Below are 22935 nucleotides of genomic sequence, written 5' to 3'. Positions count from 1 at the left end.
TCCTTAACTAGAGGTCAGTTTTCGCCATCCATGTGGCGATCAAGCCGAGACTTTCAAGATAGCAGCATCATGTCCGGTTGCCTCGACGAATCTGATGAGGTCGGCGGACGCGATCGACGTCGTCGCCTCATTGGTCAGCGGATGCGCGTTGACTGTCGCATGTGCCATCAAATCCTGGTCGAGCACCACCTTGACCCGTCTTTCGGTGTCGTTGATCAGCCCGAACACGGTGACCGCGCCCGGAATGACACCGAGCAGCTCCATCAGCATCTCCGGCTTGCCGAACGACACCCGGCCGGCGGCGCCGATGATCGTGTGGATCTGCTTCAGGTCGACCACCGCCTCCTCGCCGACGCTGACCAGGAAGAAATTGTCCTTCTTGTCCTTGAGAAACAGATTTTTCGTGTGCCCGCCCGGTATCTCGCCGCGCAGCGACTGCGAATCGGCCACCGTATAGAGCGGCGGATGGCGCACGGTCGACACTGATATGCCGAGATCGGCAAGAAAGGCGAAAAGCTCGGCTTCGGTCTTCGGCATTGGTGGTCTTCCCCTGTATCGGCGCGCGGCAAAGCCGTTTACGGCCAATGATGCCGCCGAGACAAGACCGTCATGCGGGAAGTCGATGAACCACCCGCGTGGCCGACAAGGTTCGGCCAGGCGAATTTGGCGCGGCTAAAAAGCCCGTCATTTCCTTGTTGCAATCGCCGCGCTCTTCAGCCATATAGGCCCGGCTTGCGGCCCCGAGGGCCGTGTGAGCGGGTGTAGCTCAGGGGTAGAGCACAACCTTGCCAAGGTTGGGGTCGAGCGTTCGAATCGCTTCACCCGCTCCAGTTTCCTCCGGGAAATCAGGCATCGAAAAGCCGCGGTTCGCCGCGGCTTTTTCGTTTTTAGGGCCGACTGAATCGCGCTTGTGGCAAGCGGCTTGGAATACCAGGGTTACATGCGGGTTACCAGTTTTTCGCGGATCCGGCGCAGTGGGGATTAGTGTGTTGCCGGACGCGCAGTATATTCAATCCAAACGGTCACAACTTTACCATGAATGCTGGGCTGCAGTTGACTGATTGATCGCCACTCGCTCTATCCTTACCGATTGGGGCGGAGGCGCAATAAGTGAGAATCAAATCCATCGACATCGGCAATTTCAAAGCCATCAGTTCGACGAAGGTCAATCTTGTAGACTTCAATGTCATTGTTGGTGCGAATGGCTCCGGCAAAAGCTCCGTGCTGCAGGCCATGCACTGGATGTTTCAGTCGGGGAGGAACCGTCGGATTGAGGCTCGGTCAAAGTCGTCAGACGGGGTCACGCTTTCCGAAAAAAATGCCACATATATGCCATCCCCCGACTACCGAAATGCTGGTCACTCGTCGGAGTACGGGAATAAGACAGGTACGCCCCAGCTTGATATGGGCGTAGTAGCTATCATGGATGATGGCTCTGAGGTGACGGCAGAGCTTTGGATCAAGTCAGCTCGTAACGCGGGTATCCTGGTCCATATCCCCAGCGGCAATGCGTTCATCAGCAACCTTCGAGACCCTTCTCGGGAATTTAGTGCATACATCCCCGGCTTGGCCGGCATTCCTCTCAGCGAAGAAAAGCGAAGTCGAGCAATCGTTCAACGCTTGGCAGCAGCTGGCGACGCAAATACGGTCTTACGCAACGTCCTCCTCCTCCTAAAAGGCACCGCAATAGACGGCAAGAATGGCCTGATGCTGCTTGAAGAGTATGTATCGCAAGTAATGGGGAAACTCTCGCTCGATGTGACGTTCTTGGACAAAAGGGACTCTACCATCTCGGCTCGCTTTACAACGGCTGACATGCAAGCGTCGGAAAAGAAATGGAGGCCACTTGAACTCGCCGGTGTTGGCTTTCTACAGGTCATCCAGATATTTGCCTATCTGCTTTACTTTCGACCGGCGCTGTTGCTGGTGGATGAGCCTGACGCCCATCTGCATCCCACAGCTCAAGAGCGGCTCGTACCAGTATTGGTGGCAGCTTCTCAGAGGACGGACACACAAGTTGTTCTGACGACCCATAGCCCATCAGTGGTTCGTGCCCTTCCAAGCGATGCGCGGGTCATTTGGATGAAGGAAGGGAAGGTGCAGGATGGCGGCGACACCGAAGGCCGGCGGCTAATGGGCTGGGGTCTATTGGATCGGAAGATCCTTATGCTGACCGAGGATGAAGATGCCGGGATGATAAGGACAATTTTGTCTCAATGGCCCCATCTGGACCGTGCGGTGGCCGTTTGGCCTGTGCGCGGATCAGGAAAAGTGCCGGAAGCAGAGGTCATCAAGGATTTTATTGAGATCACCGCTGGTAGTCTTAAGGTTGTTATACATCGCGATCGTGACTTCTTAATGCCCGGAGAGTTAGCCGCTCTTGGCGGCCCCTATTCCGACAAGGGCCATGTCGTCTGGTTCACCAAGTATTCCGACATGGAGGCGTACTGGACCAATGAATCGGCGATCGCTTCGCACTTCGGCATCTCGGAAGAAACCGCCCGGCAGTTACTTGAAGATGCAGTCGCGGAAGCTGCGGCAAATAACGTTGCGCTAGAAACACGTCGACGCAAGCGCAACGACGCTGCAAACAAGTTTAACAAAAAGGGCAATCTACCGCAATTCGGCGACTCTGAGGTTGAAGTCGAGGCCGCCGAGCACGGAAAACAGTATGTGGTTCTCGGAAAAGATCTGCGAAACGCGATACGAAAGGTGGCGCACAAGGCAGGCCTGAAGACGGGGCAGAGCTACTCATTGATTGTTCCAGCAGTCTTATCAGGCCAAATGGCAGACGACTTGCGTGATTTGCTTGAAAGTGCGCTCAAGAGCTGAACCGCACATATGAACGATGCTTGCTTCAGGCCGCCAAACAAGCGAGACACTATCGCCGTTCGTTCGCTAGCGCTACGACCATGACCACTACGCGCTCGAGATCATCGCTTCGTAATGCCGCCAAGGCTGCGATTGTACGCTGCCGTGCCAGTTCTTCCGGCGCGCTTTTCTCCAGCGAGGTTGTCAACAGATCAGTGGGTGTAGTCGCCAGTACCGAAGGGGTATCCTTTGCAAATCAGTATAATTGAAGTAAGCTATAACTTCAATTTTGTTAACAAGGTTTTTCACAGGTGCCCACGCCCCGTAAAGTCCTCAACGGATTCACGGCCCGAGAGGTAGCGGCGATCTCGGGGCTAAGCCTCCATATGGTCAACTATCTGGCGCGGGAAAACTACCTCACAGCCTCCCATGCGACAGTTGGCCGAAGGGGTGTCGTCCGTTATTATTCGTATCGAGATTTGGTCATTGCGCGTCTACTTAATAACTTTTCTCTGTCGGGGATCGAGATCCGACGCATTAAACCTGCCATTCAGCTTCTGCGCGAAAGTAATATGTGGAGTATGGCCGACCAAAAGTCGCCCCTTTCCTTCGTCTCGACCGACGGGCTAGAGATATTCTACCACAACGCCAACGGAACCCTGACCGAGATTACAAACAAGGGGCAACTGGCATTTGCGTTTGTTCTTGATATTGAAGGGGCATCTCGAAGTGTCAAAAACGAGATCAGCCCTTCCAAACGAAAGCGGTTTGAGCTCGGCCACTACGAACTCGAATATGCAACCGGTCCATCTCCGAGGGCTACCAGGCGATAGCTAACTGACGCTCCGCTTGTTCGTTATCTGGGTTCCGATCGCGCCGTTACCACTTGGATTCTGCCTTGAGCCCATCGACTTCGGCCCCGCTATGCCGAGGCCGACGGTCACACTCGACCGTTTCATTTTCCATCGCGCAAAGGTTTCGAACCATTTCAGCGCAAGCTAATTGAATCACCGGGTTGCGGGTGAGTTCATGCGTTTAAAATTCGTCGAGCCTTTGCTGCCGACCCTTGTCGAGAAGCCTCCCGAAGGCGACGAATGGATTCACGAGGTCGAGTTCGACGGCTACCGCAGCCAGGTCATCATCGATCACGACGTGCGCATCTTCACGCGCAACGGCCACAACTGGACGGCGAAATACAGCGATCTGGCCGGAGCAGCGAAACGGCTCGGGGTTGAGAATGCCATCATCGATGGCGAGATTGTCGTGCTCAACGAAGCCGGCTTGTCGGACTACCAAGCCCTGCGCACGGCCATTACCCGCCGCCAGCACGACCTGTATTTCGTCGCCTTCGATCTGCTTCACCTTAACGGTCACGATCTGCGGGACATGGATCTCGAAGACCGACGCGAAGTTCTTGAAGGCATCATCCTGCCTGATGACCGCATTCAGTTCAGCCAGGCGCTGCCTGGCGATGCCAAAGCCATCTTCCATCTGATCGACGAAGCCGGCATCGAGGGCATGGTTTCGAAGCGCCGCGACAGCAAATACCGCAGCGGCCGGTCGACTGCCTGGCTGAAGGTCAAAAGCTACATGGTGGAAGAATACGATTTGCTCGGTGTCGAGCGGGACCCGGCAAGCCGGCCTTTGCGCTGATGGCCGACCGGGAGACCGGCCAGTATGTCGGCTCAGCGTTCATCAACTCCCGCGGCGCAATCCGGGAGCGGCTGTGGAAGCGCGTGCAGGAGCACGCCGGGCCGGCGCCGAAGGGGATGAAGCGGCCGGCGACGCAGTGGGTTAAGCCCGGGCTTATCGGCCGCGTGAAGCACTTGCGGGGTGAGGAAGATTTGCGACACGCTTCGTTGCAAGATTTCCGGGAGGAAGAATAGTCGCAAAGTCGCTGCTGGCCAGATCATCCTGATTGCAATTTAAGCGCGATTGTACGGAACAGACAGTGCGCGAGGTTGTTGAGCCTAATAAGGCGGGCTCAACATGCCACTTTCCCTTCGAACCACTTTGTGTGAAACGCGAGACGCGCTGCACCTCTTGCGACGGTCAGTCCGTGATCGCGGGCACATCGATGCCATGTACGAGATCGATTGCCTGGTCGGTCTGGCTCACGAAATTGCTTTGAAGGCTGTCTCGGCGATTGAAGTTCGCGGCCGAGTCCAATGAACCCCGCCTTATTCCTCAATTGATGGGGATTGCTCAACGGGCTTCCTACCGGAACCTAACCGCGTGATTCGACCTTATGCCGCTATGAGCACACGCGGCGTCAATTTTCTCGACAAATGGATGGCAGAGCACCTGCCCAACGTCTTGATTGACGACATGGATGATCCCGTGGCGATCAGCGATCTTGCCGACCAGGCAATGAAGGCGGCCGACCGTGAGGGCATCAGTTCCGACGAGGTCAGCGAAGAGGTTGGCAGCCTATTCGAGGTCATCCTTGAGGCGATGAAGAACCGCGCTGGCGGCGGCGAGGGCGGGTGACACCATGCCGAAATCGAAACGGTTTTGGATTGTCGTCGGGGTTCTCACAACGCTTATCGTGCTCGCCCTAGTTATGTCCCTGACCCTTGCCGCGCTCGGCCCGCACTGATGGCTAACGGACAATTCCAGCGATCCGGAGGGCGACTGCATCAAGTCCGCTTTTGTAAATCCTGGTGAGGACGTGCTCTGCGGCTTCTGCCCTTTGAGCAGTGCATCCGCGGAGTTCACCACCTCCTAGCCTGGCAGGCCTATTGGCGAGGCAGTCCCAAACACCCCAGGTTCCCTTGGCTTCCATGTGGCAGTAAAATCTGTGTTGATGATTTTCCATATCTGCACAACGCCTAGCGCGATCTTTAGGGTGCATCACATCTTTGGAGGTGGTTAATGCGCGCCCGAGCGCCGAACAAAGTGAGCACACAGTGGCGTAAGGTTTCTCGACAAGTGGGTTGCCGAGCAACTGCCTATTGTGGCGCGGGGGAGATCCGATCGCTGCCAGCGACCTGGCAGATCAACGGATGACCGCAGCCGAGAAGGCCGGCATCCCTGCCGACGAAATCAACGGCGAGGTCGAAAGCGTATTTGAATTGGTTTTGGAGGTAACGCGGCGTCGCACGGGTGAAATGCTCTAGCCGCGGAACCATTTCCTCCAGAATATCCATTTGGACCTTCTGCGCTTACGAAGCCGCACAATCGGCCTGTCGAAGTCATCCGGGTCGCACTCGGCAAGAAACCGCCGCCGCCATTCATCGCTTTGCTCGTTTCGCTGCCGTCTGAGACTCAGCTTGCCCCCACGAGGCACGGGAGCATCCAACCCCGCCAGAAGGCCGATGTGCGGGCTAACGCTGTCGAAATCGTCAAGCTGTCTTCGTAGAACAGGCGGAGTGGTTCGATCCCGGCCCTAGCAAAAAACGAATTCCAGCGACCGGTGCCGATGGCAATCTGGGCAAGGGCGAAGTCGATGCCATACGCCGAGTACTCGGCCTTCTTCACGGCAGCAGTCTTGCTGGTCCAAGCACCATCCTGCGATGCTTTTGCCCAGGAAATTGCCTGGCCGAGCCGATCGCGCCTTTCAAGGTATATCCACCCCGGGTCAGGAAACCACTCCGTAAGCCTGATATCCCTGCTTAGCTCATAGAAATGGGACGGGAACAGTTTGGTAGCTGCTACTCCGTTTGGCGTGGCGCTGGCGGCAATACGGGTGCAACGCTCAACCGTCGGGGTCTTCTCTTCTCGGTTGAAGTATTCTTTCGGATCTCCCAGCACCCCCGTGCTGCGCATCTTTTCGCTAAGAAGCGTGCTACCGGATCGCTGCAAGGTCGCAATGATAAGCGTCCTGCCGGGAGGTTTCCAACCTGTGGGCGGGCTGATCAGCATGGACGACAAATAACTACGGTATCACCGCCGAGTCCACCTTGCCACTTCAGGGTTGCAAAACCGTCGTCAGTCGTCCTGCCGGCCCTTGGCGAAGTAAATAGCTCCATCCGTCTTGACTTGACAGGAATATGTTCCTCATTTTGTCCGCTATGGCGCACGATCCGATCGACACGCTGGGCAAGGCGACCCGGCACAACATGCTTGTGAAAGCCGAATGCAGCTGCGGCAACGTCCGCTACTGCCGATCCGCCGATCTCATGATGGTCTACGGCGGCGGCGTCGACCCGCAGAAGCTGAAGTTTGACTGCAACCGGTGCAAGCCGCAGATCAAGATCACGCTTCTCGTGCTCCTGGCGTACCACTACGAGCAATACCGCGCGCTTCTTGACGTCCATGCCACTGCTGAAATCGATCGAGATGATCACGGGCAACAAGGCGCAGTTCATCCAATGGAATGAGCGGCGCAGCCAAGTGAGAAGCCGTCAAGCTAAATCCGGCCTGCCGACTTGGAGCTTCTCGTTAGCCTCAAAACCAATTGGGAAGGTGAGCCTAGGTTTTCCGGTGCAATTCGGCAACATACGCACATGTATCGATCCGTTCTGAGCAGGTGCAGCATGCTTCCTGACTTGAAAGGAATCCATGCTATACATTAGAATGAGCTAAATAACGATACTTGTGGCTTTGGCGGTCTAAATATCGATTATTTGACCGGGGGGGTTATAGAATGGAACAGCGGCAAAATCTGGCGCCGCTTACGGCGATGCGCTTTTTCGCCGCTGCGGCGATCGTTGTTTTTCATCTTCATAATAACTGGGGGCTGCCCGGGCCCCAAGACACCGGATTGATGTTTGGCATCGGAGTGAACCTGTTCTTTGTGCTCTCAGGGTTCATCCTCGCGTACACATACCGGCGGATCGATGGGTTTGATCATGCGATCAAGATAGTCGCATACCGCGTGGCCCGTATCTGGCCGCTACACATCGCAATGCTCGGGCTTTTCTATCTGCTAGTCTACGACGCCTCAAACCCATTCCATGACATTCACAAACTCTGGGCCTCGGTGTTTCTCTTGCAGGCTTGGTTTGGAGATTACACATATTCGTTTAATGGGAACCCCGTCGCTTGGACACTGTCTTTGGAGTTGTTTTTTTATCTGACTTTCCCACTCCTAACGATCATGTCCAGTCGCTGGATTGTGGCAATTACATTGCTAGTTACAACGTTGACCTTGTCTTGGGCATTTGCAGTGCCAGTACTTAGTGCACCATTGGACCTGCCTGGAACGACCGCCGCTGGGATTGTCAGGATGCATCCGGGATCGTTTTTCGTGCTTTTTGCAGCAGGCATACTCGCCTGTCGAATGTTTATATCGCGCGAGTGGCAAATTGGACCGCGCGCCGCCACAGTATGGGAGGTTCTGTGCCTCCTGTTTGCAGGAGCCTACTTTTTGCGGAACGAGCAGATCGCTGGGTCGATCGCGAACTTCCTTCATGTTGGTGGAATCCCTGCACTGTGGATGCAGAATGCCATGGGTGCGGTCTTTTTCACTCCGCTAATTTTCGTGCTGGCAATCGGGCGAGGCCGCCTTTCACAGGCGCTCTCGGTACGCCCTCTGATCATTCTGGGCGAGGCATCTTTCGCGATATATCTCCTACACCTCATGGTGCAGGACAAGGCAATGGCTATTGGCTTTGCAACCCCGTCGGATGTGCCGGCCTACCTCTGCATTGTCTTGGTCGGTTCAGTAGCGCTGAACAGGTACATCGAGATGCCGTCAAATCGCTATCTGCGTCGAAAAGTTGACGCCTGGGCGGATCGCCGCGTTGTCGCTGCGAGGCCGGTCATCTAGCTCGCGAGGCAGTCCGTTCTCGCCCTTCTCGTTTCTCGGGGCTCTTGGGCTCATCTTCGGCCGCCTTGGCAAGGGCCTCCCGCTGGGCGATGATCTGCTGATTGATCCTTGTCCCAAGCGCGTTGCGTGCCTTTTCAGGTAGTTCCTGGAGAGCTAGTTCGAGTAGAATTAGATCGGTGTCGGTGAAGTTCAGCGTAACCATTCTTGTCGTCTCCTTAGCTGCGTAGGCCCATGGCACGATCATCGGCGATCATGGCCATCACGACGCCGGCAAGCTGAGCCAGCGTCACGGTCGAGGTTGCGTAGGTGGTGCGCTGGATTGTGCCGGTGGGTAGGGCGACAGCGCCCCGTGCGGCAGGCGCAGTGCCGAAGAAGCCGATGCCGGTGGTGTTGACCTCGAACTTGGTGGCGGCCGCGCCATCATTGATCTTCACACCGCCCGTGCCTTTGCCCTGCACGATGATGCTGGGATTGGTTTCCGTGCCGCTCGGCTGGATGATCGGATGCCCGGCCGCCGCTGCTCCCTTGAGCGAAAGGAAGCTTGTCGGCGAAGCGACATGGCCGATTTCAACCTGTTTGGCGAAGCTGGCGCCGTTCGTATAGAACGAATGGACGCCGACTCCCTTTGTGCCGAAGCTGGACCCGACATCGGTATCTGAACCCTTCATCCACAACAGCGGCGACTGCCCGGCGACGGCGCCGGAGAATTCGAAATTGTTGACGGCGTTGTCGGTCGATAGAATCGCAAGTTGTTTCTCAAAGTCCGAATTGCCAAAGAAAACCGCCTTCGATTTCCCACCAGCCGCCACCCAGGTGTTGTCTGTCGAATCCAAAAAAAGGAGCGGGGCGACGTTGACCCCACCCACGGTCATGGCGGCGATGTTGTCGGTGTTCTTAAGCAGGATCGCCTGCCCGGTTGAGTGGAGCGCGCCTGTCGAGTAGTGACTAATCGAAGGCGCCGCCGGCTGGCTTAACTGCCGCTGGGCGGCGCTGTCTGCGCATGAGGTCCTGGGTGGCTTTCTCCAATTCGGTGCCATCCATCTCTGCCGGATCTTTCACGACGCCCGCGTTGCGGTCCGCTCGGTCGAGCATACCCCCAATTTGAAGGAGAGTCCGTTGCGACGACGCCCTTGCAACGGCCGTCTGTGTTTTGTCGCGGCAAATCTCCAGCGCGCTCTCGTATGCGACCTTGACGCCCTCCACCCGAACGCGTCGGATTATCTCGGCGCGCACAGCCTCATCATCGTCAAATTCATCCTCGACTTCATTCATGCAAATGCCCCTATCGGCTTTGGACAATCATTTTCTGGCTGAATAGGTTACGGGTTGTGACGAGAAGTGTCGTAGAATCAAGGGTTGCCAAGGTTGGGGTCGAGCGTTCGAATCGCTTCACCCGCTCCAGTTTCCTTCAGGGGGAATCAAGCGATGAAGAGGCGCCTTTCGGGGCGCCTTTTGCTTTTTCCAGACCGGCGATGTAAGCGCGTTGCGGGACACTTGTTCTCCCTCAAAACCAGGCGCGGGTAGTACGGCGTGGCGCATAATCCCTTGGTTTCCAGTTCGGCGAACGGCGGCACCGCATCCGAAGCGCTTGCTTGGCTGGCGTTGCGGAACGCCGCGTCCGAATGTGGCTCAGGCTCGCGCTTGATCGACCCGCAGCCCCTGCGCGCACTCCCGGCGGGACGCAAGTGGGCGCATGAGATTGCCAAGGTAATCTTCGATGGCCTTGTGGCAGGAAGCCTTTCGGTGCCGGGGCAACTGGCTGCCCGGTGGGACAGCTTCGGCAGCGCAACCACCGCATTGATCATCGAACTCGGCAAGGACTGGGACAATCCCGCAGCGGCTCGCCGCGTCCAGTACCAGCTTGAGCAAATGCTTCTCGAACCCGACGATCTTGCCACGCCGCGCAGGCTGGCGCGAACGCTCGGAATTCGCGTCGACGCTCGCAATCCGACCGCGACCGAACTGCCGGAAGGCATCGATCAGATCTATGCCCATCTGATGCTGGATGGCCGGATCGAGGCTGTCGTGCAGTTCGGTGCACTCGGGACGGTGACGAGCGATCATTGGATTGAATTGATCCTGGATGTAGTGCCTGCTGAGCGGCTTGCGGGAGGATCGCCTGGACCGCAAAAGGGCGCCGGCGCGACCACGTCAAACACGCCTGCAGCCGAGGTATCGTTTGCCATGGCGGGAAGCGAGCCCGATCAGGACAGCCACTTCGGCAAACTCGCGCAATTGGCCGCACAGGCGCATGACCTGGTTCGGTCGAGCGCTGAACCGTCAGAGCCTGTTACGCCGCGCCGCGCACGGGTCGCGGACAAGCACGACAAGGATCGCACGGCGTTCTGGAACAGCTATTTCGCGACCGAGGATCCCTGGAACTACAGCTCGCTCTATGAGCAGGAAAAATATGAGCGGCAGATCGAGATCCTGCCTGCCGGTCCCATCGGCCGGGCGCTTGAGCTGGCCTGTGCGGAGGGCCATTTCACGCGGCAGCTGGCGCCGCGCGTGGGCCATCTGACCGCAACCGACATCTCCGCCATAGCCATCGAGCGAGCCCGCGCCCGATGCAACAATCAGGCGAATGTCGAGTTCGGCGTACTCGATTTCGCTGCCGACACGCTGCCGGGTGAGATGGATCTGATCTTCTGTTCGGAGGTGCTCTACTATCTGGACGATCTCGCCGAGTTGCGGCGCATCGCCAAGAAATTTGCCGAGGCGTTGGCGCCTGGCGGTAGTTTCATCAGCGCACACGCATTCGTGCTGCGTGACAATGTCGAAAAGACGGGCTTCGACTGGAACACATTCGGTGCCCAGGCGATCTCCGAGACGCTGGCAGCGACCGAAGGCCTGGTGCTCGAGCAATCGATCCAGACCGAGCTCTACCGCATAGACCGCTTCCGCCGCCTATCGCCGGGCGATGTGGCGACGGACCCGGTGATCGATCATGTGCCGATCCGCGCGCCCATCGAAATCGGCGTCGCGCGAAATATCGTCTGGGGTGGGGCGCGAGCCTTGCGCCGCGACGTCGCACGTAACGAGCAGCGCCAGCATATCCCTGTCCTCATGTATCACGGCGTTGCCGATGAAGGTCCGGCCGCGCTCGCTCGCTTTCGGCTCACGCCCGCCGCATTCGCCAGCCAGATGGGATGGCTGCGCGCCAATGGCTTTCACGCCATTGGCTCCGAGCAGCTGGAAGCATCCATCGCCAACCGTCAGCCTTTCGTCGGCCGCCCGGTGCTCATCACCTTCGATGACGGCTTCCAGAACTTCGCCGACCATGCCTGGCCGATCTTGCGCGCCAACGACCTGAACGCGGAAGTGTTCCTGGTGACGGACCTGGTGGGCGAAAGTGCAAAGTGGGACACCGACATCGGTCCGCCGACGCCGCTTATGGGCGCCGGGACGGTGCGACGCCTCGCTGCCGAAGGCGCCTTCTTCGGCAGCCACATGGCGACGCATCGCGCCATAGATGGTCTGTCGAGCGCTGACCTGGCCGCCGAGCTCCTGCGCTCTCGTCTGTTCATCGAACGCTGGACCGGCCGGCCAACCAGGGCGTTCGCGGCCCCCTTCTCCGTCACCGACCGACGGCTTGGCCGGCTGGCTAGGGAGTGCGGCTATCGAGTAGGCTTCGGCCGCAGGCACGGGCCGGCGGACCTCCATAGCGATCTCATCGACCTTCCGCGCATCGAGATTCGCGGCGACCGCTCGCTCGATGACTTTGTCGCCACTGTCGAGGCCGTGCTCGGATAAACGGTGAACTTGTCAGTTCATTATTGGGCGACTTGCGACACGGCTGACATCAGCTCCTTCGGGTTTGGGGCGCCAAACATGTATCGCCCACCCTCCGGGACCTCCGTGAAGCTCCAGCGGACGATCCCCTGCCGGTCCAGCAGGAACTGACCAACCAGTTGTCCGTGTCCCGTGGCCATCATCTGCTCGTCGGCTTCGGTCAGTTCGTAGTGGTCCTTCTTGTCGAGGATTGCGGCGGCTGTCATCGGATCCATGGGACCGGGCAATTCGCCAGGTATGTCGACCCGCATGTCCTGTGCCGCTGCCATCGCGACCTTGTACGGCCAGTTCGTCTCGTTCTCGGTGAATTCGAGATTGGGCAGTCCAAAAGCACGATGTGAAGCGCGTTCCGGGTCCGACGCCGCAAGCAGGTTCGGCATTGGATGGTAGCGGAAATAGAGCCGCGCCCGTTCGATCGGCGTGTTGACCACCGTCAGGCTCTCCACGCCCTTTTCGCGCAGCTCCGGATCGAGACGCGCCTGAGCGGCGATGTGGCGCCGGCAAAACGCACAATGCAGACCTCGAAACAGGCCGACCAGCACCGGTTTTTGCCCGCGAAAGTCGTCAAGCGCAATCTTGCCTTCCTGGGTAATGGCGTCGAGTATCAGGTTCGGCGCCCGGTCGCCCGGTTGAAGCGGTATCAATCCACTAGGCGCGGACATGTCCAACCCCCTATCCCGGCTAGTCGAGAAAAGGCAGCACCACAAGCGCTTCCGGGTCGAGCCCGTGCTGGGCGCATATACCCTGCGCCAGGGAAAAGAAGCGTTCGGCCTCGGCCAGATTGTCGAGGTCGAGATTAAGCGTTGCGAGTCCATCATAGCACGGAAACAGAAGTTGGGGCTCGCCCGTTTCGCGGGCTACCTCCAGTGCTTCGTGGAACAAGCCGATCGCCAGTTCCGGATGGCCGTTGCACTGGTGGATCTGCCCAAGCACGATCAACGGCACTGGCAGGTGCTCGCGCTGGTCGAGCGCCCGGTCAATCTCGATGGCCTTCTCGGCAGCAGGCACGCCCTCCGTTGGACAGCGATCCGTGAAAGTACAACAAGCTACCGCCAGATTGGCGAGGAGGCGCGCCTGGAAACCCAAATCGCCAATACGGCGCGCCACTTCAAGACCGCGCCGACAGACCTCCATCGCCTTCGCCGGATCGATGGTCGTGTAGAGCACCCCGAGATTGGTGTAGCCGCGGCAGGCCGCGCCCAGCAGACCGGCGGCTTCGGCCAATTCAATGCTGCGCTCAACCTCACGCACGGCTTCATGGTTTCGCCCAAGGCGAGCCAGCGCAACAGCCTTGGTATTAAGTGCCTCGGCGGTCACGAGGGTGGCATCATCGGAGACATGTTCCGTTGTCAGAGAGCGTACGCAATCCAGCGCCGCGTCTGCCCATTTTGCCGCGAGAGTGTGATCTCCGCTGCGGAACGCCTGTCGGCCACGTTCTTGCCAGAGATGCGCCTGCTCGATCGGGGCATCCGCTCCATCGAGGAGCGCTGCCGCTTCAGCGTAGCGCGATTCCGCGTCGTCCCGCTTGCCCACGTCCCAAAACAGCCGACCGATCTTGCGCAAAACGCGCGCCGCCGCGACACGATCGGCTGACTCGCGATAGGCCTGCAGCACCGCCTCGTAGTGGCGGTGTGCAATCTCGCGGCGGCCTGCCGGGCCGCTCAAATCGGCAATGCGCTCTGCAATTGCCAGTTTGAGCGGTGTTTGCCCGATCGCGCCCAACGCAGTCAGTGCTCGCTCGTAGAAACGAAGGGCGTCGTCATTGGCGTATATCATGCGAGCGCGATCTCCCGCCGCCTGCAGGTAATGCGCGCCCCTCTCCCGCTCGGCGCTCTGAGCGAAATGGTGACCGAGCACGGCCAGATCCTCGAACCGTTCCGGCTTGTCGCCGCACAGTTGCTCCAGGGCGGCACCTACCCGGCCGTGGATGTCGGTCCGGCGTTGCAGGAGCAGATTCTGGTAGATCACGTCCTGCAGCAATGTTTGTGTAAAGCGGTAGCTTTGCGACGAGACCGAGCCTGATCCGGCAACTTCCTCGATGATTTCCGCATCGCAAAGCAGTTCGCAGCCCGCTTCCAGTCGGCCGGGGTCGGCTGCCACGGCTTTCAGAAGCGTGGCATCGAAGCGCGGGCCGATTACCGCGGCTTCCTGGGCCAACCGGCGCACCCCTTGCGGCAGCCGGTCGACGCGAGCAAGCAACATTGCCTGGATCGTGGCGGGGATGCCGGTTGCGACTTCGCCTGCCACGGTCCGCCATTGCTGGCCCTCGCGCACCAATACACCGCGATCGATAAGGCCGCGAACGATCTCCTCCAAGAAAAGCGGGTTGCCGCCCGCGCGCTCGAGGATCTGGTCGAGAAGCCCTCTTGCGGCGTTTACCCAGTTATCGCCGAAAAGCGCCGCCACCAGGCGGCGTCCGTCATCGCTGTCGAGCGGCGAAAGCCTGAGCGCTGTGTGGCTGACCCGACTTGAGTCGAGTTGGTCGTTGTCCGACGCCGGACGATGCGTGACCAGCAACATCAGCCGCGTGCGTTCCAGTCTGTCCATCACGAAACGCAGTGCCTCGAGCGAGACGGAGTCGGCCCAGTGCAGGTCTTCGACGACAATCAACAGCGGCGACAACGCAAGCCGCCATTCCATGATTGTGCGGACCGCGTAGAGAATTTGCCGCCGCAGCTGCTCGGGCTCGACATGCTGCAAGGTGGCATGGGGGTCGCCGAGGCCAAGCACATGGTAGAGCAAAGGCATCAGCCGCTTCGCCTCCTCGCCCTGCAGGCCGAGATCGGCAAGCAAGGCTGCGAGCTTGCCCCGCATTTCGTCCCCATTGTCGTTTTGCATCATCCCGGCAGCGCTGCGCACCACTGCACCCAAGGCGCCAAATGATTGTTCACCCAGCGGTGAGCACGTGGCCTGCCGCACGGCGACGTTGCGAAAACGATCCTCGTCGCCGACGCGGGCGACGAACTCCTTCACCAACCGCGACTTCCCGATACCGGCTTCGCCGACGATGCGGACAAGCTGGGCCGAGCCGCCGCACGCCAAGTCAAGGCTCGCCAGCATTCTGTTGAGCTCCGCATCACGACCTATTATGGGCGCACTGAGGCCGAGCGCCTCGAGCCCGCGCGCTGCACGCGGCGCCGCAAGCGGTGCATCCAGTCGGTGGACGAGCACACTGCCAGCCTTGCCGCGAAACACGACATCGCCCAGCGACTCGTACGAGAAGGCATGCCGGGTCAGCCTGTGCGTGAGTTCGCCCACCAGCACCTCACCCGGTGCAGCCAGCGATTGCAGGCGTTGCGCCGTATTCACCGTGTCGCCGGTCACCGAATAAGATTTGGCGGTGCCGATGCCCAATCCGCCAGTAACGACCGGACCCGTGTTTATGCCTATGTGGAGCAGCAGCGGCGAGCCGGAGTGGCGGGTGCTTTCACCGAGCCGCGCCGTCCGGGCGATCATGTCGAGAGCGGCTCGAAGCGCACGTTCCGGATCGTCCTCATGCGCGACCGGCGCACCGAACAAGGCGAGCAGAGCGTCGCCGATGAATTTGTCGACGAAACCACCAAAGCCTTGCACGGCCGCCGTCAATTCCTTGAACAGTTCGTTCTGCAGCGCCTGCATGACCTCGGGGTCGAGCTGCTCGCTGAGTGTCGTGAAGCCGCAGAGATCGGCGAACAGCACCGTTACCGTTCGTCGATCGGCGTCGGAGACGGAATGCGGCCCCTCTTCGCTTTCGATGTTCGGCGACGGAGCTCGAGAGGGCTGCGCAATGGTGCGGCTTGGTGTCGGAGCAGGCCGTTCGGCAGCTTTTGCGGACGCACCGACGCTTGCCCCACATTTAGGACAGAATTCGAAATCAGGTGCGCAGGCGTAGCCGCAACTGGCGCATGGCACGGGCTGGCGGCGGCCACACTTCGGACAGAAGGCGTAACCGCCCTCGATCTCGAAACCGCAGCCCGAGCAGTTCATGGACACCTCACCAGAGCATGATGCCGAAGAGTGTGAAGCGGTTTTCGGACGACATCATGCTCTATCTCTTTGACCTTGGGCCATGACGCGTGATCTCGCCACGCTCGTCACGGCCGGGGTATTCACAAGGATGAACCGATAGTCGTCAACCGGCAAGCGGCAGCGCAAATGGGCATCGGTCTGGGTTCGGCGGTGGAGCACTGCCGATACGGGCGGCCGCGTGGCCGTGATTTGCGAAAATTCCCTCGTCCCGCCGTCTTCCTGCTATGATGGAGATGAGGAGGCGACCCATGAGCGAGAACCGTAAGCTGGCCGCAATCCTGGCTGCAGATGTGGTCGGATACAGCCGGCTCGCGAGCGCGGACGAAGATCGTACCTTGGCGCGGTTGCGGGCACTGCGCAGCGACCTGATCGATCCGATCATTGCAGTGCACCACGGGCGGGTTATCAAGCGTACCGGAGATGGGGCACTGGTTGAGTTTCGCAGTGTGGTCGATGCCGTGCGCTGCGCCGTTGAGATTCAAAACGGTATGGTTGAGCGCAATGCCGGCGTACCGCAGGAGCGCCGCATCGAGTTCAGGATCGGCATCCATCTGGGCGATGTGGTCGAAGAGAGCGATGGCGATCTGATGGGTGACGGCGTCAACATCGCCTCGCGTCTGGAGGGCGTTGCGGCGCCCGGCGCCATCTGCCTGTCCGAGGATGCCTATCGCCAGGTCAAGGCCAGGCTTGACCTCTCGGTCAGCGATCTCGGCAGCACACAGCTCAAGAACATCGCCGAGCCGATCCGGGTCTATTCGCTGCAAGTCGGCGCCGGGGCCAAGGCGGCCGCGACCTCGCAAACCGCGACGAGCCCTCCGGCTGCGGCAGCGCCGCCGAAACTGTCGATCGCCGTGCTGCCGTTCGCCAATATGAGCGGTGATGCCGAACAGGACTACTTCGCCGACGGCATCTCCGAAGACATCATCACGGCGCTGTCCAAACTGTCACAGCTCTTCGTCATCGCTCGCAATTCGTCCTTCATCTTCAAGGGCCAGAACGTCCATGTGCAGGATGTCGGCACGAAGCTCGGCGTGCGCTATGTCCTTGAAGGCAGCGTACGCAAGTCGGGGAACAAGGTACGCATCACCGCGCAGCTCATCGATGCAATTTCAGGCGGCCATCTTTGGGCGGAGCGGTTCGATCGCGATCTGACCGACATATTCGCCGTGCAGGATGACGTGACGCAGCACATCGTCGGTGCGCTGGCGCTCAATCTGACCGAGGATGACCGTCTGCGGCTGGCACCCGAACACCAGCGCAACCCGGAGGCGTATGACTGTTTCCTGCGGGGCCGAGAGCTGTGGCACCGGCTGACGAAGGACACGAACGTCGCGGCCCGCGAGCTCTTGCAGCGGGCCATCGAACTGGACCCGAAATTTGCCTCTGCCCACGCTTTCCTAGCCCTCACGTACGGGCTCGATTACCTCAACAGGTGGGGTGCGTCGGACTCGATGGCGCAATCGGAAGAGGCAGCAACGCGAGCGGTAACGCTGGATGACAGCGATCCCTGGGCGCACTGGGCGCTGGCATCGGCCAAGCTTTACACACGGCGGCACGATGAAGCCATCGGCGAGGTCGAGCGCGCGATAGCTCTCAATCCGAACTTCGCCGAAGCGCACGTCGCCCGCGGCGAGGCGCTGTATTATTCGGGTAGATCCGCGGAGGCGCTAGAGAGTTTCGCCCGGGGAAAGACCTTGAATCCATACTTCCCGGATGTGCTTCTGCACTTCCAGGCTTTGGCATCGTTTCAACTGGGAAGGTACGAAGAGGCCGTCGACCTCTTGCTGCAACGGCTGGCTCGCAACGCTGTCACCGACGTCTCGCGTGCGCTTCTGGCCGCATGCTACGGCCATCTGGGCCGTTTGGAGGAGGCCCATGCGGCATGGCAGGACCTGCTTCGCGTTAATCCCGCCTATTCGCTGGAACATCGTCGCAAGGTCTTGCCTTACAAGAACCCTGCCGATTTCGAACTGATGGTCGAGGGGCTCCGCAAGGCCGGCTTGGTGCAATGACGGGCTAAAGCCCGGCCGGATCAGAGGCCTGAGGCCCGGCCGATCTTGCACCATCGGGCGTTTTCGCGAACCGGTTTCAGGTCGTCGGTCGTCTCGGCAAATGTCCGCAACCGGTATTGCCGCAGCAGGTCCGGGAAGAGCGCCCCTTCCGGCAGGCCGGCAAGCTGCTCGCGGACCGAGATCTTTTCATCGATGACCCGCATGCCCCAGGCATTTTCCCGAACCTGCAGCTCGGCGGCCAGATCGCGCTCTTCTGGCGCGTTTTCATCCAGCGCAGCCAGCAGGATCGAGTGGAAAAGCGCGACATAGCCAATCTGTCTCAGGCCGCCCACAACCCGCACGCGCGGCAATATGGCAAGGGCAAGGAACATCAGGAACAAGTCCGGCAAAAGCAGGCCGTCCAGCAGTGCCTGCTGGAGATGCGGCCGCTCGAACGGGATGGAAAGACCATGCGGCCTGTCAGGCTCGATCAGCCGCCCCTTCTCGAGGACGAGCTTGCGCACGCGCTGCTCGCGGATGCCCCAGAAATAGTCCGTGGCATTGGGCAGGAACCTGCCAAATGGGCCAGATGCGGCTTCTTGCAAGGCATGGTCGAGACGCCGGCGCCTTGCGGGCTCGAGGAGCAGCCTGGAAAGAAGGCTGCCTTCATCTTCCAGATGCCGCGACACGACAGTCGCGGCCAGCCTATCATCGATGAAAACCGGCCGAGCCATGCCGGAACGATCCCAATCGGCGACCAGATCCTCGTTGAGTTCTGTCAGCGCATCGGCGGCGGTTGCAAACACCTTGTCCTGGCTGGCAAGCAGCGTGCCCAGCCAGCTTCTGGCATCCGTCTCATTGCCCACCGTTTCGAGCGCGCGCCCGTTGAGGGCGACGGGACCGGCCGCGCAGGCGCTTTTGCGGCACAGTTTGTGGCGCCCCATGCCAAACAAATTGACCTTGTCGTCGCCGACATCGAGCCATCCCGGCCCCTCCCGGCCGGTTGTCTCCATGGTCATGGTCGTTCCCATGAAGCCGAAAAAAGCCGACAGCCTGTTTTCGACCGCGCCGAGCCAGGCAAGCAGCAGGGCATCGAAGGTGATGCGATCCATCAGAAGCAGGCAGTGCAGGCCGGACTGGATAACCGGTCTGTGGTCGAATTCGTCGAGGGCCTTGCCGATCGCTTCAGGCTGCATGATCGCACCGAGGCGCTGCTGCAGGACGTCGCGCAGGATCGAGCGGGCAGCAATCGACGGGGCCGATCCAGGCCTTGCCACCGGCCGCCACAGATGGCGGGCATAATCGGAAACCGGTGCATTCCAGTTCTGCTCGATGTCACGCACGACCTCGGGGCAGAGCAGCGACAGCACGGCCAAAATGTCCACCGGAGGGGCAAGGGCAGGGACGGTGGTCATCAGAACCGCAGCCGGGCCATGCTCAGGAGGTCGTGGTACTGCCCGTCGGTAAAACCGGCCTTCACATGCCGGCCTTCGACCTCGAAGCCATGGCTTGTGTAGAGACGGATGGCCGGTTCGTTGTCGGCATAGACAGTCAACTCGACCCGCTTAAGGGCGCGCCAATTGTCGGCCACGTCAAGCAGCGCGCCTAGGATGGCAGAGCCGATGCCTCTGCCGACAAAACCATCGTCAAGGCCGATATTGATCTCGCCGATATGCGAGCGGCGCGGCGAACCCTGCGCGACCAGGCTGCCATGGCCGACAACCTTGCCGTCCGACTCGGCAACGATCCAGGTGGTTTCCGGGCCGGACTTGGCGATGCGCCGCTCCACCTGCTCCACCATCTCGAATGGCATCCTGAGTGTGCCCCAGCGGAAGCCCGGCATATTGAAGATAGCGCAAAGCGCCTCGGCATCGCTTGGCCGGACGGCCCGGAGCTGCGGCTGGATTTTCTCTAGGGGTGGCGTGCTGGTCATGGCTTTTCCGGCTACAGCAATTCCAGGAAAAGTGTGAGCGGTTTTCCGTCCGGAATTGCGTCAGAACAAAGGACAGAGGCAATATGCCCGGCACGATGCACCGGACGTCACCTGAAAATCCAGCCGTCTCTGCGACCTATGCCGATTGCGCGGCAAAATGCCGGTGGGCGGCGCAGAGTTTGAGGATACCGCTGATGCCGATCCAGCCGAAAAGGGCGAGCCAGCACAATGTCCCGGCCGCCGTCCAGTCGATCCGGTGCACGGCGGCGTCGGTGATGAAGAGGCCAAGAACAGCAAGCAGGCCAACCAGAAACTGCGCCAGGCCGAGCACCAGCAGTTCCTCGCGCGGCGCACTTCTCCAGACGAGATAGGTGCCGCCTGCACCCGCCAGGAAGATGGCGCTGTAGACCTGGGCGTGGAAGGCATCGATCGGCCACGGCCAGAAGCCACCGAATGTCAGGGGAAACAGCAACAGGCCGACGCCGTAGAGCCCGAGGATCGCCATCTCCACCGGTAGGTAGGCGCGCCATGCGGGGTTTAAGATCACGCCTTTTGCAGAAGGGCGGGCCCTTGCCCGCCACAGGAACAGCGCGGATACAGCGGCCGACGCAAGATAGACCAGAAACCATAGCCAGGGGGCTTTGCGCTCGAAGTTGAAATAGCCAAGGTTGATGAACGAAGCCGCCGACACGATGACGGTGAAGATGAAGGCCATGACCAGCACAAGCCTGCCGGGCGACCAGCGATTCCAGACCAGCAGCACCGCCATCACTGCCATTTCGGCGGTGTAGAAGCCGCCGAGGAAGCGGGCATTGAACGGCGTGACGGCCCAGGGCCAGCGCGGCTTGACCAGCGCAGGCGCGAAAAACAGGCCGGCCCCAACGATCAGGACGATGATGACCCCCGCCGAGAAAAGGCGAAGGGCCGCCGGAAATGGCGGGTTGTCGCGTGTCGGCATGGAGAAAACCCCAGAGATGAATGCCCCATGGGCTATCATAGTTTGGAATTCAACAAATGGAAATTGACCTGTCACCAGGCTTGTCCATTCGAATGGCCGTACGGTCCGTTTCGCAGTATGATGGAGCGTTCGGGTCGAAGATCGGTCCGGCCAACACGCCTAGAGCCGGATGATTTCAGGTCTGTCCGACCTGAAATCTGAATCCGCCTCTAAATCAGGAAATAGAGCATGATGTCGTCCGAAAACCGCTTCACACTTTTCGGCATCATGCTCTAGCGGCGCAATTTCCGGAGCCTGCACGATGACCGAAGCTCAGGATCTGTTCTCGCTTCTGCGGCAATCGACCGATGTCGATCCGCAGGCAATCGACGCAATCCGGCAAACCATCGCCGAGGGCAAGGACCGCGAACTTTGCCGCATCAATGCGCTCGCCTTCGCCAGCAAGCATGGCCTCGACGAGGAACGCACCATAAGCGCCTTTCTCCATGCGGCGCGGGTGGGCATCTTCGACATTTCCTGGAATGTTCTGTGCCCCGGCTGTGGCGGCGTGCTCGACACCAACGCCACGCTGAAAACCATGCAGAAGGACGAATACACCTGCGCGCTGTGCTCCCAGGGCTATTCGCCGACCCTCGACGAGATGGTCGAGGTGACATTCACCGTCAGTCCCCGCGTGCGCAGGATTGCCGCCCACAATCCACACGAACTGCCGTTGGTGGAATATTACCGCCAGATCTACTGGGCGTCCGGGGCCGATCTGCCGGACGAGGATCTGGCGGAAAAGATGGAAGCGTTCTCGCTGGAAGATATCGAGCTTGCGCCCGGTGAAAAGGCGGTTCTGCACATCCAGCTTCCGCCCCAATTCATCATCGTCTTCGAGCCGGTCACGCATTCGGCCCAGTTCATCGACGCGAAGGGCGAACCGGCAAAAGAGCGGCGAAACCTCTCTCTGGCCTTCGACCGCGACCATGTCCAGAGCCAGACGCTGGAGATGCAACCCGGCCCATTGCGCATTTCGCTGGAAAACAGGACCGACACGCGCGTGCTGCCGACGGTCTTCATCGCCTGCCCGGTATTGCATGATTTCCTGGGCAAGCGCCGGCCCTTCGTGACCGCCAAGCGCCTGCTCACCAACCAGACGTTCCGGGATCTCTATCGCACGGATACGCTCGACATCAACCAGCGCCTGAAGATCACCAGCCTGACCTTCCTGTTCACCGATCTGCGCGGATCGACCGAGCTTTACGAACGGGTGGGCGATCTTTCAGCCTTCGATCTCGTGCGCGAGCATTTCCAGGTTCTGCACGAGATCGTCGCGGCGGAGGCAGGCGCGGTTGTGAAGACGATCGGCGATGCGGTGATGGCGACCTTCGCGACGCCTGACCGTGCGATTGCCGCGGCGCTGCGGATGCGCGACGCCATGCGGGCGCTCAATGACAAAAGCGGGCGCGAGGACCTTCTGCTCAAGATCGGTGTTCATGCCGGCCCCTGCATAGCCGTGTCCATGAACGAGCGGCAGGATTATTTCGGCCAGACGGTCAACATTGCTTCGCGGGTCCAGAACCTCGCCAACGCACAGGCGATCTTCGCCACGCGTGCGGTGGTCGACGATAATCTCACCGCCGATCTGTTGCACAGGAACGCGCTGACGCCCGTGCCGCACGAGGTCTCGCTGCGCGGCATCGAGCGGGAGATTGCGGTTTATACGATCCCCTGAAGAGTTCTCTAC

At 59.9% G+C, this 22935-nt stretch carries 19 protein-coding genes, 1 tRNA gene and 1 pseudogene; 10 read left to right on the top strand and 11 right to left on the bottom strand.

From position 1 onward, the window contains the following. Positions 1-39: 39 nt before the first annotated feature. Positions 40-537 (bottom strand): prolyl-tRNA synthetase associated domain-containing protein, encoded by a 498-nt coding sequence (locus X751_RS138810; protein WP_023710270.1) that lies wholly within the window; start codon positions 535-537, stop codon positions 40-42. Positions 538-755: 218 nt separating this feature from the next. Here X751_RS138810 and X751_RS138815 point away from each other — a divergent pair. From X751_RS138815 to X751_RS138830, 5 genes and pseudogenes are all read left to right on the top strand, one after another. Beyond that, a tRNA-Gly gene (locus X751_RS138815) sits at positions 756-830 on the top strand. A gap of 280 nt (positions 831-1110) precedes the next feature. Continuing rightward, positions 1111-2832 carry an ATP-binding protein gene (locus X751_RS138820; protein ID WP_023745937.1) on the top strand — a complete coding sequence of 574 codons (1722 nt, stop codon included), beginning with the start codon at positions 1111-1113 and terminating at the stop codon, positions 2830-2832. A 290-nt stretch (positions 2833-3122) separates the two neighbouring features. Then, positions 3123-3644, top strand: coding sequence for a MerR family transcriptional regulator (locus tag X751_RS138825; RefSeq protein ID WP_023745936.1), 522 nt, complete (start codon positions 3123-3125; stop codon positions 3642-3644). Between the two features lie 196 nt (positions 3645-3840). Then, positions 3841-4697 (top strand): annotated as a pseudogene (locus X751_RS01000000164185) (ATP-dependent DNA ligase). A 349-nt stretch (positions 4698-5046) separates the two neighbouring features. Next, complete coding sequence (locus tag X751_RS138830; protein WP_245265826.1) at positions 5047-5301, top strand: hypothetical protein; 255 nt, start codon at positions 5047-5049, stop codon at positions 5299-5301. A 461-nt stretch (positions 5302-5762) separates the two neighbouring features. Here the strand turns inward: X751_RS138830 and X751_RS1000000168085 are convergent, their stop codons facing one another. Then, entirely contained in the window at positions 5763-5960 is a 198-nt protein-coding gene (locus X751_RS1000000168085) for a hypothetical protein (protein ID WP_245265825.1), read from the bottom strand. Between the two features lie 118 nt (positions 5961-6078). Next, positions 6079-6675 carry a Stf0 family sulfotransferase gene (locus X751_RS1000000164860; RefSeq protein ID WP_023745932.1) on the bottom strand — a complete coding sequence of 199 codons (597 nt, stop codon included), beginning with the start codon at positions 6673-6675 and terminating at the stop codon, positions 6079-6081. A 128-nt stretch (positions 6676-6803) separates the two neighbouring features. Between X751_RS1000000164860 and X751_RS1000000168080 the strand changes: the two genes are divergently transcribed. Continuing rightward, positions 6804-7133 (top strand): hypothetical protein, encoded by a 330-nt coding sequence (locus X751_RS1000000168080; protein WP_023745931.1) that lies wholly within the window; start codon positions 6804-6806, stop codon positions 7131-7133. Positions 7134-7399: 266 nt separating this feature from the next. Further along, complete coding sequence (locus X751_RS138835; protein WP_023745930.1) at positions 7400-8524, top strand: acyltransferase; 1125 nt, start codon at positions 7400-7402, stop codon at positions 8522-8524. Here the strand turns inward: X751_RS138835 and X751_RS138840 are convergent. The 3 genes from X751_RS138840 to X751_RS138850 form a co-directional block, all read right to left on the bottom strand. Further along, on the bottom strand, positions 8517-8726 hold the full coding sequence (locus X751_RS138840; RefSeq protein ID WP_023745929.1) for a hypothetical protein: 210 nt from the start codon (positions 8724-8726) through the stop codon (positions 8517-8519). The two genes, X751_RS138835 and X751_RS138840, sit on opposite strands and share 8 nt — an antisense overlap. A 13-nt stretch (positions 8727-8739) precedes the next feature. Then, entirely contained in the window at positions 8740-9396 is a 657-nt protein-coding gene (locus tag X751_RS138845) for a hypothetical protein (RefSeq protein ID WP_023745928.1), read from the bottom strand. Positions 9397-9469: 73 nt separating this feature from the next. Continuing rightward, positions 9470-9796, bottom strand: a complete 327-nt coding sequence (locus X751_RS138850; RefSeq protein ID WP_023745927.1) for a hypothetical protein — start codon at positions 9794-9796, stop codon at positions 9470-9472. A 471-nt stretch (positions 9797-10267) separates the two neighbouring features. Here X751_RS138850 and X751_RS1000000164855 point away from each other — a divergent pair, with 471 nt between their 5' ends. Further along, positions 10268-12277, top strand: coding sequence for an SAM-dependent methyltransferase (locus X751_RS1000000164855; RefSeq protein WP_245265824.1), 2010 nt, complete (start codon positions 10268-10270; stop codon positions 12275-12277). A 20-nt stretch (positions 12278-12297) separates the two neighbouring features. On the opposite strand, the gene X751_RS138855 is transcribed toward X751_RS1000000164855, so the two are convergent. Both X751_RS138855 and X751_RS138860 read right to left on the bottom strand, forming a co-directional pair. Beyond that, positions 12298-12978 (bottom strand): redoxin domain-containing protein, encoded by a 681-nt coding sequence (locus X751_RS138855; RefSeq protein ID WP_023672127.1) that lies wholly within the window; start codon positions 12976-12978, stop codon positions 12298-12300. 19 nt (positions 12979-12997) lie between these two features. Further along, positions 12998-16282: an adenylate/guanylate cyclase domain-containing protein gene (locus X751_RS138860; protein ID WP_023745925.1), complete on the bottom strand. Its 3285-nt coding sequence runs from the start codon at positions 16280-16282 to the stop codon at positions 12998-13000. 290 nt (positions 16283-16572) lie between these two features. Here X751_RS138860 and X751_RS138865 point away from each other — a divergent pair, with 290 nt between their 5' ends. Continuing rightward, positions 16573-18336, top strand: coding sequence for an adenylate/guanylate cyclase domain-containing protein (locus X751_RS138865; RefSeq protein WP_023745924.1), 1764 nt, complete (start codon positions 16573-16575; stop codon positions 18334-18336). A gap of 20 nt (positions 18337-18356) precedes the next feature. Here the strand turns inward: X751_RS138865 and X751_RS138870 are convergent, their stop codons facing one another. The 3 genes from X751_RS138870 to X751_RS138880 all read right to left on the bottom strand — a co-directional run bounded on the left by X751_RS138870 (position 18357) and on the right by X751_RS138880 (position 21206). Continuing rightward, positions 18357-19730, bottom strand: a complete 1374-nt coding sequence (locus X751_RS138870) for a hypothetical protein (protein WP_031193181.1) — start codon at positions 19728-19730, stop codon at positions 18357-18359. Continuing rightward, entirely contained in the window at positions 19730-20248 is a 519-nt protein-coding gene (locus X751_RS138875) for a GNAT family N-acetyltransferase (protein WP_023672131.1), read from the bottom strand. Before X751_RS138875 ends, X751_RS138870 begins: the two co-directional genes overlap by 1 nt. Positions 20249-20384: 136 nt before the next feature. Beyond that, positions 20385-21206 carry a hypothetical protein gene (locus X751_RS138880; RefSeq protein WP_023745922.1) on the bottom strand — a complete coding sequence of 274 codons (822 nt, stop codon included), beginning with the start codon at positions 21204-21206 and terminating at the stop codon, positions 20385-20387. Positions 21207-21507: 301 nt separating this feature from the next. Between X751_RS138880 and X751_RS138885 the strand changes: the two genes are divergently transcribed. Next, a complete protein-coding gene (locus X751_RS138885) occupies positions 21508-22923 on the top strand; it encodes an adenylate/guanylate cyclase domain-containing protein (protein WP_023685078.1) in 1416 nt (471 codons plus the stop codon). The last annotated feature ends 12 nt before the right edge of the window (positions 22924-22935 follow it).

The organism is Mesorhizobium sp. LNJC394B00, from assembly GCF_000502555.1.
Classification (GTDB): Bacteria; Pseudomonadota; Alphaproteobacteria; order Rhizobiales; family Rhizobiaceae; genus Mesorhizobium.
Note: the sequence above shows the minus strand (reverse complement) of the source record. Positions and strands in the feature narration are given on the sequence as shown.